At 55.7% G+C, this 12,698-nt stretch carries 14 protein-coding genes and 1 other annotated feature; of the genes, 10 read left to right on the forward strand and 4 right to left on the reverse strand.

Going from position 1 to position 12,698, the window contains the following annotated elements; translation table 11 throughout:
- Positions 1-70 precede the first annotated feature (70 nt).
- Complete coding sequence (locus JBO43_RS02545) at positions 71-691, reverse strand: L-threonylcarbamoyladenylate synthase (RefSeq protein WP_095282224.1); 621 nt, start codon at positions 689-691, stop codon at positions 71-73.
- Positions 688-1,572, reverse strand: a complete 885-nt coding sequence (gene rnm, locus JBO43_RS02550) for an RNase RNM (protein WP_095284297.1) — start codon at positions 1,570-1,572, stop codon at positions 688-690. Before rnm ends, JBO43_RS02545 begins: the two co-directional genes overlap by 4 nt.
- 138 nt (positions 1,573-1,710) lie before the next feature.
- Between rnm and trpL the strand changes: the two genes are divergently transcribed.
- The 6 genes from trpL (at position 1,711) to trpA (ending at position 8,382) form a co-directional block, all read left to right on the forward strand.
- Entirely contained in the window at positions 1,711-1,755 is a 45-nt protein-coding gene (gene trpL, locus JBO43_RS23160; RefSeq protein ID WP_107704263.1) for a trp operon leader peptide, read from the forward strand.
- Positions 1,732-1,826, forward strand: a sequence feature (Trp leader region). (Overlaps the previous gene by 24 nt.)
- Positions 1,827-1,849: 23 nt before the next feature.
- Positions 1,850-3,412, forward strand: coding sequence for an anthranilate synthase component 1 (locus JBO43_RS02560; protein WP_095282225.1), 1,563 nt, complete (start codon positions 1,850-1,852; stop codon positions 3,410-3,412).
- A complete protein-coding gene (trpD, locus tag JBO43_RS02565) occupies positions 3,412-5,007 on the forward strand; it encodes a bifunctional anthranilate synthase glutamate amidotransferase component TrpG/anthranilate phosphoribosyltransferase TrpD (protein ID WP_095282226.1) in 1,596 nt (531 codons plus the stop codon). Before JBO43_RS02560 ends, trpD begins: the two co-directional genes overlap by 1 nt.
- Positions 5,008-5,010: 3 nt before the next feature.
- A complete protein-coding gene (gene trpCF / locus JBO43_RS02570; protein WP_202673668.1) occupies positions 5,011-6,369 on the forward strand; it encodes a bifunctional indole-3-glycerol-phosphate synthase TrpC/phosphoribosylanthranilate isomerase TrpF in 1,359 nt (452 codons plus the stop codon).
- Positions 6,370-6,379: 10 nt separating this feature from the next.
- Positions 6,380-7,573: a tryptophan synthase subunit beta gene (gene trpB / locus JBO43_RS02575; protein WP_095282228.1), complete on the forward strand. Its 1,194-nt coding sequence runs from the start codon at positions 6,380-6,382 to the stop codon at positions 7,571-7,573.
- Entirely contained in the window at positions 7,573-8,382 is an 810-nt protein-coding gene (gene trpA / locus JBO43_RS02580; protein WP_095282229.1) for a tryptophan synthase subunit alpha, read from the forward strand. The genes trpB and trpA overlap by 1 nt, the downstream gene beginning before the upstream one ends.
- 32 nt (positions 8,383-8,414) lie before the next feature.
- Here trpA and JBO43_RS02585 read toward each other — a convergent pair whose 3' ends face one another.
- Positions 8,415-8,867, reverse strand: coding sequence for a MarR family winged helix-turn-helix transcriptional regulator (locus JBO43_RS02585; protein ID WP_202673669.1), 453 nt, complete (start codon positions 8,865-8,867; stop codon positions 8,415-8,417).
- Positions 8,868-8,941: 74 nt separating this feature from the next.
- On the opposite strand from JBO43_RS02585, the gene JBO43_RS02590 reads away from it, so the two are divergent.
- From JBO43_RS02590 to JBO43_RS02605, 4 genes are all read left to right on the forward strand, one after another.
- On the forward strand, positions 8,942-9,889 hold the full coding sequence (locus tag JBO43_RS02590; RefSeq protein ID WP_202673670.1) for a quinone oxidoreductase family protein: 948 nt from the start codon (positions 8,942-8,944) through the stop codon (positions 9,887-9,889).
- A gap of 145 nt (positions 9,890-10,034) precedes the next feature.
- On the forward strand, positions 10,035-11,246 hold the full coding sequence (yedE, locus tag JBO43_RS02595) for a selenium metabolism membrane protein YedE/FdhT (RefSeq protein WP_202673671.1): 1,212 nt from the start codon (positions 10,035-10,037) through the stop codon (positions 11,244-11,246).
- On the forward strand, positions 11,243-11,476 hold the full coding sequence (gene yedF, locus JBO43_RS02600) for a sulfurtransferase-like selenium metabolism protein YedF (protein ID WP_095282233.1): 234 nt from the start codon (positions 11,243-11,245) through the stop codon (positions 11,474-11,476). Before yedE ends, yedF begins: the two co-directional genes overlap by 4 nt.
- A 141-nt stretch (positions 11,477-11,617) precedes the next feature.
- On the forward strand, positions 11,618-11,932 hold the full coding sequence (locus JBO43_RS02605) for a PTS sugar transporter subunit IIB (RefSeq protein WP_095282234.1): 315 nt from the start codon (positions 11,618-11,620) through the stop codon (positions 11,930-11,932).
- A gap of 47 nt (positions 11,933-11,979) precedes the next feature.
- Here the strand turns inward: JBO43_RS02605 and ompW are convergent, their stop codons facing one another.
- A complete protein-coding gene (gene ompW / locus JBO43_RS02610) occupies positions 11,980-12,615 on the reverse strand; it encodes an outer membrane protein OmpW (protein ID WP_095282235.1) in 636 nt (211 codons plus the stop codon).
- Between the last annotated feature and the right edge of the window lie 83 nt (positions 12,616-12,698).

The following is a 12,698-nucleotide window of genomic DNA, read 5'->3' on the forward strand; positions in this document are numbered from 1 at the left end:
GCGTCGAATTAGGGTCAAAAAAGCGGTTTTCCGCTATTTTGATGGCCGCGTAGTATATCCGCTTAAACCATTACAAGAAAGGTTTAACGTCACCCACACCTTCACGAATCACTTCTGGTGCATCTTCCGTAAGATCGACAACCGTGGTCGGTTGCTGACCGAGATAACCGCCGTGAATAATCAGGTCGACCTGCTTCTCCAGACGATCTTTAATCTCCTCCGGGTCGGACTCGGTAAAATCGCTGCCCGGCAGCATCAGAGACGTCGACAGCATCGGCTCGCCGAGCGTTTCAAGCAGCATCTGCGCAATCGGATTCGACGGTACGCGCATCCCGATGGTTTTACGTTTTTCCTGCAACAATCGGCGCGGGACTTCCTTAGTGCCTTTCAGAATGAAAGTATAGTTGCCCGGCGTGTTGTTTTTGATTAAGCGAAACGCGACGTTATCCACGTAAGCGTAGGTCGAGATTTCAGAGAGATCGCGACACATCAGGGTAAAGTTATGCCCGTCTGGCAAATGGCGGATGCGACAGATGCGTTCCATCGCCCCTTTATCTTCGATTTTACAGCCCAGCGCGTAGCCGGAATCGGTAGGATAAACAATCACACCGCCCTTGCGAACGATCTCAACCGCCTGGTTAATCAACCGCGCCTGCGGGTTGTCCGGGTGAATATAGAAAAACTGACTCATGCTTCCCTCTCTTCAATGTGTTGCTGCGGCTGCTCCCAAAGCCCCCAGACCGGTTCGACACCTGCGGGTAACCAGAGCTTGCGCCCCAGTTCAATCCATGCACAAGGCTGGTGAAAATCAGAGCCTTGCGACGCAAGCAAACCGTACTGACGCGCATATGTCGCCAGCTGACTGCGCTCATTGGGTGCCTGCTGACACTGGGATACTTCCATCGCTTCGCCACCGTGCTCCGCGAAGTGTGCCAGCAGTCTTTTCAGCCACTTAGCCGAAAGGTTATACCGACCTGGATGGGCCAGCACCGCCTTGCCGCCAGAATGATGAATGACATCAATAGCTTGTTTTATTGTACACCACTGTGGCGGAACGTATCCGGTTTTACCGCGCGCGAGGTATTTTTTGAACACATCGGCAAAGTTATTGGCCTTCCCGGCCTCCACCAGAAAACGCGCAAAGTGACCGCGCGTAACAGCACCGCCATTGGCTAAACGGCGCGCCCCTTCCAGCGCGCCGGGGATCTGCGATTTTTCAAGCCGCTCGCCAATCAGTTCCGCACGCTGGTTGCGGCGTTCTTTCTGTTCTTCCAGGAACGCACACAGCGCCGGATTCTCGATATCAATATTCAGACCGACGATATGGATTTCGTGATTTTCCCAGACGGTGGAAATTTCTACGCCGGAGACCAGGTTTAACGGCAGACTGCTGCGGGCAATCTCGGCCCGTGCCGCCGGAATGGCATCCGTGGTGTCGTGATCGGTTATCGCCAGCGTGCCCACGCGCATTTCCACCGCACGGTGAACCAGTGCTTCGGGCGTTAACAGGCCATCGGAGGCCTGAGTGTGGCTGTGTAAATCATAAATCACGGCGTATTTTGTTTCGCTCAAAGCGGTTTCCATCACAGGTTTATCGTATTCAGGAAGACTATGATAACGGCTTGCGCGTAAATTCTGAAATCAGGGGTTGACTTTACGTCATCGAACTAGTTAACTAGTACGCAAGTTCACTCAAGAAGGTATCTGAAAATGAAAGCACATTTCTCTCTGCACGGCTGGTGGCGCACTTCCTGATTATCGGGCAGTGTCACTTGTGTGCAAAATGCAAACAGATACCAGGCCCGCGACGATGCGGGCTTTTTTATGAACAGAATATGAGAACAACAATATGCAAACAGCCAAAACACACCTTGAGTTGCTGACCTGCGAAGCGGTGTATCGCCATAACCCTACAGCTCTGTTCCACCAGGTTTGCGGCGCACGTCCGGCCACCCTGCTGCTGGAATCTGCTGATATCGACAGCAAAGACGATCTCAAAAGCCTGCTGCTGGTTGATAGCGCGCTGCGCATTACGGCATTAGGTGACACTGTCACCATTAAAGCCTTATCAGAAAACGGTGCCGCCCTGCTGCCGCTGCTTGATGCCGCCCTGCCAGCGGGCATCGAAAACGAACACCGCCCGGAAACGCGTATTCTGCATTTCCCACCGGTGAGCCAACTGCTGGATGAAGATGCGCGCCTGTGTTCTCTGTCTGTATTCGACGCCTTCCGCCTGCTGCAAAACCTGGTGGACGTCCCTGAGGACGAACGCGAAGCGATGTTCTTCGGCGGGCTGTTTGCCTACGATCTGGTCGCCGGATTTGAAGATTTGCCTGAAACCGAACAGGGCAACCGCTGCCCGGACTACTGTTTCTACCTGGCCGAAACGCTGATGGTAATTGACCATCAGAAAAAATATACCCGCATTCAGGCCAGCCTGTTCACCCCTTCAGCGTCTGAAAAACAGCGTCTGGCGCAGCGTATTGAGCAGCTCCAGCAGCAGATGACTGAAGAGCCAACCGCGCTGCCGGTCCAGCGTATCGATCATATGCAGTGCGAAACAAACCAGACCGATGACCAGTACGGCGCGGTAGTGCGTCAGATGCAAAAAGCGATTCGCGCCGGTGAGATTTTCCAGGTGGTGCCGTCCCGTCGCTTCTCGCTCCCGTGCCCGTCTCCGCTGGCCGCGTATGACGTGCTGAAGAAGAGCAATCCAAGCCCGTACATGTTCTTCATGCAGGACAACGATTTCACGCTGTTCGGTGCCTCGCCGGAAAGTTCGCTGAAATACGACGCGCCGAGCCGCCAGATTGAAATTTACCCAATTGCAGGAACTCGCCCGCGCGGTCGTCGCGCCGACGGGTCTTTAGATCGCGATCTCGACAGCCGTATTGAGCTGGAGATGCGTACCGACCACAAAGAGTTGTCTGAGCACCTGATGCTGGTCGACCTGGCGCGTAACGATCTGGCGCGCATCTGTACGCCAGGCACACGCTACGTGGCGGACCTGACCAAAGTCGACCGTTACTCCTTCGTGATGCACCTGGTTTCCCGCGTGGTTGGTGAACTGCGTCACGACCTCGACGCCCTGCACGCCTATCGCGCCTGCATGAATATGGGCACCCTGAGCGGTGCACCGAAAGTCCGCGCCATGCAGCTGATTGCTGGTGCCGAAGGCCGCCGTCGCGGCAGCTACGGCGGCGCGGTTGGGTACTTCACCGCACACGGCGACCTGGACACCTGCATCGTCATCCGCTCCGCCTACGTGGAAGATGGCATTGCCACCGTCCAGGCGGGCGCAGGCATTGTTCTCGATTCTGTTCCGCAGTCCGAAGCTGACGAAACTCGCAGTAAAGCACGCGCGGTATTGCGCGCCATTGCTACCGCACACCACGCACAGGAGATTTTCTGATGGCTGACATTCTGCTGCTCGATAATATCGACTCCTTTACTTACAACCTGGCAGACCAGCTGCGTGCCAACGGGCACAACGTGGTGATTTACCGCAATCATGTTCCGGCCCAGACCCTGATTGAGCGTCTGGAAACCATGCAAAGCCCGGTGCTGATGCTCTCCCCGGGCCCTGGCGCACCGAGTGAAGCGGGCTGTATGCCTGAGCTGCTGACCCGCATGCGCGGCAAACTGCCGATTATCGGCATCTGCCTGGGGCATCAGGCGATTGTGGAAGCTTACGGCGGTTACGTCGGCCAGGCGGGTGAAATCCTGCATGGCAAAGCATCCAGCATTGAACACGACGGTCAGGCAATGTTTGCCGGGCTGCCAAATCCGCTGCCAGTGGCGCGTTATCACTCTCTGGTCGGAAGCAACATTCCGGCAGGTTTGACTATCAACGCCTCTTTTGAGGGGATGGTGATGGCCGTGCGTCACGACGCGGATCGCGTCTGCGGCCTGCAGTTCCACCCGGAATCAATTCTGACCTCCAACGGCGCACGCCTGCTGGAACAGACGCTGAACTGGGCGTTGCAGAAGCTGGAGCAGACCAACACCCTGCAGCCTATTCTGGAAAAACTGTATCAGGCGCAAACCATGACTCAGCAGGAAAGCCATCAGCTCTTCTCTGCGGTCGTGCGCGGCGAGCTGAAGCCAGAACAACTGGCTGCCGCACTGGTCAGCATGAAAGTGCGCGGCGAACAGCCGCAGGAAATTGCCGGTGCGGCCACCGCTCTGCTGGAAAACGCCGCCCCGTTCCCGCGTCCTGATTACACCTTCGCTGATATCGTCGGCACCGGCGGCGACGGCAGCAACAGCATTAATATCTCTACCGCCAGCGCCTTTGTCGCCGCCGCCTGCGGGATGAAAGTGGCGAAACACGGTAACCGCAGTGTCTCCAGCCGTTCCGGCTCGTCTGATTTGCTGGCCGCGTTCGGGATTAATCTCGAGATGAACGCCGAACGTTCCCGAGAAGCACTGGACGATCTGGGCGTCTGTTTCCTGTTCGCACCGAAATACCACACCGGTTTCCGCCACGCGATGCCGGTTCGCCAGCAGTTGAAAACCCGCACCCTGTTTAACGTGCTGGGTCCATTGATCAACCCGGCGCATCCGCCGCTGGCCCTGATCGGTGTCTACAGCCCGGAACTGGTGCTGCCGATTGCCGAAACGCTGCGCGTACTGGGTTATCAACGTGCAGCCGTGGTTCATAGCGGCGGCATGGACGAAGTGTCTCTCCACGCGCCGACGCTGGTTGCCGAGCTGCGCGACGGGGAAATCCAGAGCTATCAGTTGGACGCCACCGACTTTGGCCTGACGCCTTATCGCCAGGAACAGCTGGCAGGCGGCACCCCGGAAGAAAACCGTGACATTCTGACACGCTTGCTACAAGGTAAAGGTGAAGCCGCCCACGAGGCCGCTGTCGCCGCCAATGTCGCGATGTTGATGCGTTTGCACGGCGAAGAAGATTTACAGGCAAACGCACAAAAAGTTCTGGACGTATTGCGCTCCGGCGCAGCTTACGACCGCGTTACCGCACTTGCGGCAAGAGGATAAAAGATGCAGACCGTTTTAGCGAAAATCGTCGCCGATAAGGCCATCTGGGTAGAAGCGCGTAAAGAGCAGCAGCCGCTGGCCAGTTTCCAGAATGATGTGGTTGTGAGCCAACGCCGTTTTTATGATGCCCTGCAGGGTGCGCGTACCGCGTTTATCCTGGAGTGCAAAAAGGCCTCGCCGTCGAAAGGCGTGATCCGCGACGATTTCGATCCCGCGCGCATTGCCGGGGTTTACAAACACCATGCGTCGGCCATTTCAGTGCTGACAGATGAGAAATATTTCCAGGGCAGTTTTGATTTTCTGCCGATTGTCAGCCAGATTGCGCCGCAGCCGATTCTGTGCAAAGACTTCATTATTGACGCGTACCAAATCTGGCTGGCGCGTTTTTATCAGGCCGATGCCTGCCTGCTGATGCTCTCCGTGCTGGATGACGAACAGTATCGCCAGCTGGCCGCCGTCGCGCACAGCCTGAACATGGGTGTGTTGACGGAAGTGAGCAACGAAGAAGAGCTGGAACGCGCGATTGCGCTGAAAGCGAAAGTCGTCGGCATCAACAACCGCGACCTGCGCGATCTGTCCATCGACCTGAACCGCACGCGCCAGCTGGCTCCACGCCTCGGTGCAGGCGTGACGGTCATCAGCGAATCTGGCATTAACACCTACGCTCAGGTTCGTGAACTGAGCCATTTCGCCAACGGCTTTTTGATTGGTTCGGCGCTGATGTCTCACGACGATCTGAACGCTGCCATACGCCGCGTGCTGCTGGGCGAAAACAAAGTCTGCGGGCTGACGCGCCCTCAGGATGCCGCCGCCGCCCTCGAAGCGGGTGCGGTTTACGGCGGGCTGATTTTCGTTGACGCCTCGCCGCGCTTTGTGACCGAAGATCAGGCGCGCGAAGTCATTGCTGGCGCACCACTGAGTTACGTCGGCGTGTTCCGCGATGCGCCGGTTGCTGATGTGACAGCCGTTGCTGAAAACCTCTCCCTGACCGCCGTGCAGCTGCACGGACAGGAAGATCAAACGTACATTAACGAACTCCGCCAGGCGCTGGCTCCGCAGGTGCAAATCTGGAAAGCGCAGAGCGTGGGCGAAACCCTGCCGGCCCGCGATCTCCAGCACGTCGATAAATATGTGCTGGATAACGGCCAGGGCGGAACCGGCGAGCGATTCGACTGGTCCCTGCTGAACGGTGAAAAGCTGGACAACGTCCTGCTGGCGGGCGGATTAAGCCCTGATAACTGCGTAGACGCCGCAAAAGCGGGCTGCGCGGGCCTCGATTTCAATTCAGGCGTGGAGTCTCAGCCGGGCATCAAAGATGCCAGTAAGCTGGCCTCGGTATTCAAGACGCTGCGTGCCTATTAAGGAAGAGAAAATGACAACTTTATTAAATCCCTATTTTGGTGAGTTCGGTGGCATGTATGTGCCGCAAATCCTGATGCCTGCCCTGCGCCAGCTCGAAGAAGCGTTTGTCAGCGCGCAGAAAGATCCGGCATTCCAGGCAGAATTTACCGACTTGCTGAAAAACTACGCCGGCCGTCCGACGGCGCTGACTAAATGTCGCAATCTGACGGAAGGCACTAACGCCACGCTGTACCTCAAGCGTGAAGATCTGCTCCACGGCGGTGCGCACAAAACTAACCAGGTGCTGGGTCAGGCGCTGCTTGCTAAGCGCATGGGTAAAACCGAAATCATCGCCGAAACCGGTGCTGGCCAACACGGTGTGGCGTCTGCCCTCGCCAGCGCCCTGCTCGGCCTGAAATGCCGAATTTACATGGGTGCAAAAGACGTTGAGCGCCAGTCGCCGAACGTGTTCCGTATGCGTCTGATGGGTGCGGAAGTGATCCCGGTGCACAGCGGTTCCGCCACGCTGAAAGATGCCTGTAACGAAGCGCTGCGCGACTGGTCTGGCAGCTACGACACCGCGCACTACATGCTCGGTACCGCAGCCGGTCCGCACCCGTTCCCGACGATTGTGCGTGAATTCCAGCGCATGATTGGCGAAGAAACCAAAGTACAGATCCTCGAAAAAGAAGGTCGTCTGCCGGATGCAGTTATTGCCTGTGTTGGCGGTGGCTCGAACGCCATCGGCATGTTTGCTGATTTTATCGACGACGAAAGCGTCGGCCTGATCGGCGTAGAACCTGCGGGTCACGGCATTGAAACTGGCGAACACGGTGCGCCGCTGAAACACGGTCGCGTCGGCATCTACTTCGGCATGAAATCACCGATGATGCAAACTGATGAAGGCCAGATTGAGGAATCTTACTCGATCTCTGCCGGTCTGGACTTCCCGTCAGTCGGGCCACAGCATGCGCATCTGAACAGCATCGGTCGTGCTGATTATGTCTCGATCACCGATGACGAAGCGCTGGAAGCGTTCAAAACCCTGTCGCGCCATGAAGGGATCATCCCGGCGCTGGAGTCTTCCCATGCTCTGGCGCACGCCCTGAAAATGATCAAAGAAAACCCGGAAAAAGAGCAACTGCTGGTGGTGAACCTGTCCGGTCGCGGTGATAAAGATATCTTCACCGTTCACGATATTTTGAAAGCACGAGGGGAAATCTGATGGAACGCTACGATAACGCATTTGCAGAACTGAAAGCCCGCAAGGAAGGCGCGTTTGTTCCCTTCGTCACGCTGGGCGATCCGGGCCCTGAGCAGTCGCTGAAAATTATCGACACGCTGATTGCCGCAGGCGCTGATGCGCTGGAGCTGGGGATTCCGTTCTCCGATCCGCTGGCCGATGGCCCGACCATTCAGGACGCCACCCTTCGCGCCTTTGCCGCGGGCGTGACACCGACCCAGTGCTTTGAAATGCTGGCCGCAATTCGCCAGAAACACCCGACTATTCCGATTGGCCTGCTGATGTACGCTAACCTGGTATTCAGCAAAGGCATTGATAACTTTTACGCCGAGTGTGCTCGCGTAGGTGTCGATTCGGTGCTGGTCGCTGATGTGCCGGTGGAAGAATCTGCTCCGTTCCGCCAGGCGGCAATGCGCCACAACGTCGCACCCATTTTCATCTGCCCACCGAATGCGGATGACGAACTGCTGCGCCAGATTGCGTCTTACGGTCGCGGGTATACCTATCTGCTGTCACGCGCTGGCGTGACCGGTGCGGAAAACAAAGCGGCGCTTCCCCTGCATCATCTGGTGGAAAAACTGGCCGAGTACCATGCCGCACCGCCGTTGCAAGGCTTCGGCATTTCATCTCCTGAGCAAGTGACTGCCGCGATTGACGCCAACGCCGCAGGCGCAATCTCCGGCTCGGCAATCGTCAAAATCATCGAACGTAACCTGGATAAGCCAGAGCAGATGCTCGCTGAGCTACACGATTTCGTTTCGGCAATGAAAGCAGCAACGCGCCAAGCCTGATTATCCTGACCGTCTGGCGCTACGCCAGACGGTCATTCTCCTTTAATGCTATCCGCATATTTTCGTACCAGCCGAAACAGGTTTCCCACATCATCCTCCTGCCAGTCTTTGAAAATCTGATTCATCAGCGTCATGCGTGCCTCAGCAATTTTCATGGTTAACGCTTTTCCTTGCGTTGATATCGTCACCTCGGACACGCGCCTGTCTTTCGTACCCGGTTTTTTCTGTGCCAGCCCCTGCGCTTCCAGCCGTTTCACCTGGCGGCTGACGGTAGTGTAATCCCGCCCGAGCCCGTCAGCGAGTTCGACCACGCCTACCGGACCATAGCGGTCGATGGCTACCAGCAGCGGGAAAAGAATTTGATCCAGCGAAACACCCGCTTCGGATAACAGAATGTCATCGCGCTGCGGCTGATTCATCACGCCCATGATATCCAGCAGCGCGCCGTGAAAATCCGTCACGTCATATTTATGTGCATCTTGCATATATTTTCCTGGCGAGTATAGTGCCTCTATCAGATATGTGCATTTTACACATATTACAGTTCAGGAGAAACAGTATGAAAGCAGCTGTCGTTTTCGATCCGGCCACAGGCCCGGTTTACGCCGATTTCGCCGCCCCCAACGCTGAACAGGGGCAACATCTTGTTCGCGTTACCGCCTCGGCGATAAGCCACGTGGTGAAAAGTCGGGCCTCAGGCAAGCATTACAGTTTTGACGGTACGTTGCCTTTTGTCGCTGGTATCGACGGAACGGGCGTTACCGAAGAGGGTCAACGCGTCTATTTTGCGTTTCCGCCGACGCCGTGGGGGAGCATGGCGGAATTTGCCCCTGTCGACGCGAATCTTTGTCTCCCCCTGCCCGACGATCTCGATGACGTAACAGCTGCAGCAATGGCTAATCCTGGAATGTCGGCATGGGCAGCACTGATAACGCGCGCGCAGTTACAGCCTGGCGAAACCGTGCTGATCAATGGCGCGACCGGTAGCGCGGGTCAACTCGCGGTGCAAATTGCCCGCTTTCATGGCGCGGGTAAAATCATCGTTACCGGACGCAATCCGCAGGTTTTGTCCAGTCTGGGCGCAGACAAGTGCGTGAATATCACCGACGATGAGCAGAGTATTGCCCAGCAACTTTCCAGACTGGCCGCAGAGGGTATCGACGTGGTGGTTGATTATCTTTGGGGCCAAAGTGCGCTCGCGATCCTCACCGCGCTGGCAAAACACACTTCCTCCCTTAACCCGCTCAGATATGTGCAGGTTGGTGCATTATCCGGCGCTGAAATCGCTTTGCCGGGTGCCGTACTTCGCTCATCGCCCATTCTGATGATGGGCAGCGGTATAGGCAGCCTTTCCATGACACAACTCATCCACGCGACAGGGGAAATGCTCCAGGCATCCGTCGCTGGCGGCTTTACGATCAAAACCCGTCAGGCCAGGCTGGAAGATGTCGCCGACGCCTGGAAAAGCGATGACAGTAAGCAACGTACAGTGTTCGTTATTCGCTAAATACAATCTTTAGGGGTAGGCCAAAATTGATCGCTTCGATGTTTTCGGCGCGATCGACTTTTCAAAAAACATCGCAAGCGTATTATCGCGTCTTCTTTTCGGTCTGTTGGCCGCGTTAACACCTTCTGAGTTCAGAGGCTTACACATGTCATGGCAACAATTCAAACAGGCATACCTGATTAAATTTTGGAATCCTGTCCCCGCCGTTATCGCTGCGGGCATCCTCTCTACCTATTATTTCGGCATTACCGGTACCTTCTGGGCGGTCACGGGCGAATTCACCCGCTGGGGTGGACAACTCTTACAGCTGGCGGGCGTGCATGCCGAGGAATGGGGCTATTTCAAACTGATTCATCTGGAAGGCACGCCGCTCACCCGTATTGACGGAATGATGATTATTGGCATGTTCGGAGGCTGTTTTGCCGCCGCGCTGTGGGCCAATAACGTCAAACTGCGTATGCCGCGCAGCCGCATTCGTATTGCACAGGCGGTAATCGGTGGGATCATTGCCGGCTTTGGTGCACGTCTGGCGATGGGGTGCAACCTGGCGGCTTTCTTTACCGGGATTCCTCAGTTCTCCCTGCACGCCTGGTTTTTTGCCGTGGCGACCGCCATTGGTTCGTACTTCGGCGCGCGTTTCACGCTGCTGCCGATATTTCGTATTCCGGTCAAAATGACCAAAGTCAGCGCGGCTTCTCCGCTGACGCAAAAGCCGGATCAAGCAAAACGCCGCTTCCGTCTGGGGATGCTGGTCTTTTTTGCAATGATCGCCTGGGCGTTGTGTACCGCATTCGATCGGCCAAAACTGGGATTAGCGATGCTGTTTGGCGTTGGTTTTGGCCTGCTGATTGAGCGCGCACAAATCTGCTTTACCTCGGCGTTCCGTGATATGTGGATCACCGGTCGCACCATGATGGCAAAAGCGATTATTGCCGGGATGGCGGTGAGTGCCATCGGTATTTTCAGCTATGTGCAGCTCGGCGTTGAACCCAAAATTATGTGGGCTGGCCCAAATGCGGTGATCGGCGGCTTGCTGTTTGGCTTTGGTATCGTCCTTGCGGGTGGATGTGAAACCGGCTGGATGTACCGCGCAGTAGAAGGCCAGGTGCATTACTGGTGGGTCGGGCTGGGGAACGTCATCGGCTCGACTATCCTCGCCTACTACTGGGACGATGTGTCCCCGGCGCTCGCCACCAGCTGGGATAAGGTTAACCTGCTGAACACTTTCGGTCCGTTAGGTGGATTGCTGGTCACCTATGCTCTGCTGCTGATCGCCTTTTTACTGGTAATCGCGCAGGAAAAACGCTTTTTCCGTCGCACCGCGCGTAACACTGAAACACAGGAGAATGTGGCATGACGCAAATCGTTCCTGATTATCGCCTCGATATGGTAGGCGAACCTTGTCCTTATCCGGCCGTCGCGACGCTTGAAGCCTTGCCCTTACTGAAAAAAGGCGAAATTCTGGAAGTGGTCAGCGATTGCCCTCAGTCGATCAATAACATCCCGCTGGATGCCAAAAACCACGGATACACAGTGCTGGATATTCAACAGGACGGCCCGACCATTCGCTATTTGATTCAGAAATAACTCGCCTATGACAACGTTCCCTGCCGGGAGCGTTATCCTCTTCACTTTATCGACGAAAAAACAACCAGCACGTTGCGTTAGCTCTCATTTTATTTTCACGCCTGAGAATACTGTATCCTCAGTTTCCATGAGGATAATCTGATGAAAAAGTTACTGATTTGTTGTCTGTTCGGCAATACCGCCCAGTCGCTTGCCAAAAAGATGCAGCATGCTGCCGATGAACGTGGAATTAAACTGCTGGTTAGCGCCGTCGGACTGGATAATTTCGCCAGCGTTGCCCCGGCGTTTGATGCGTTTTTAGTCGCGCCGCATATTCAATATAAGCTGGAAGAATTGAGGGCTGAGATTGGCGAAGGAAAACCGATAACCGTTATTGAAAGCTATCCGTTTGCGTCGCTGGACGGTGAAAAGGTGCTGGAGTTTGTGCAGGAGAATATGCCTGAACTGGCTGAATAGTTGGTAAAGAGAAAACTGGCCGCTGATGGCCAGTTTTCTGTTCGCAATTAGAAACGATAACCCGCCGAGAACATAAACACCCACGGGTCCAGTCGCGTATGGACGCTCTGCTGTTCCCCGCCCGCTTTAAAGCGTACGTCGGTGTCGATATCCATATACCAGACGGACATATTCAGCAGCCAGTCGCGGTTGATCAGATAATCCATCCCGACCTGCCCCGCTGCGCCCCAGGAATCTTTCAGGCTCAGATCCGAAAGGCCATTCTCTTTGCCGTTATCGTTAAATTTCTCATCAAAGAAGGTGGTGTAGTTCACACCCGCGCCGATATACGGGCGCACCTTGCTGCTGGCGTCACCAAAATACCACTGCGCCATCAGCGTAGGTGGTAACTGATGAACGGTGGCGATATTCCCCGTCGGGCCGGTCCCTACTTTGTGGCGGAACGGCGTTGCCGCGAGAAGTTCAACCCCGATATTTTCCGTTGCCATATACGTGAACGTCAGACCCAGCTGGGTATTGTTGCTGACGTTAAAGCCGCCCAGACTACCCAACACATTGTCAGATCCCTCAGTCGGGCGAACCGTCGCCGAACCTGCACGCACAAAGAATTCACCTGCTTCATGCGCATACGCGCCGCCAGAGATACTGCTTAAGATCAGGGCTGCCACTGCTAACTTTTTCATATCCGCTCCATCGTTGTGGTTTTTATTGGCGCGGTGAATATACCCATTATTGAGTAACAAGTGATCTAACGCAGATCACACTT

Origin of the sequence: Lelliottia jeotgali (genome assembly GCF_016771845.1) — a bacterium.
Classification (GTDB): Bacteria; Pseudomonadota; Gammaproteobacteria; order Enterobacterales; family Enterobacteriaceae; genus Enterobacter; species Enterobacter jeotgali.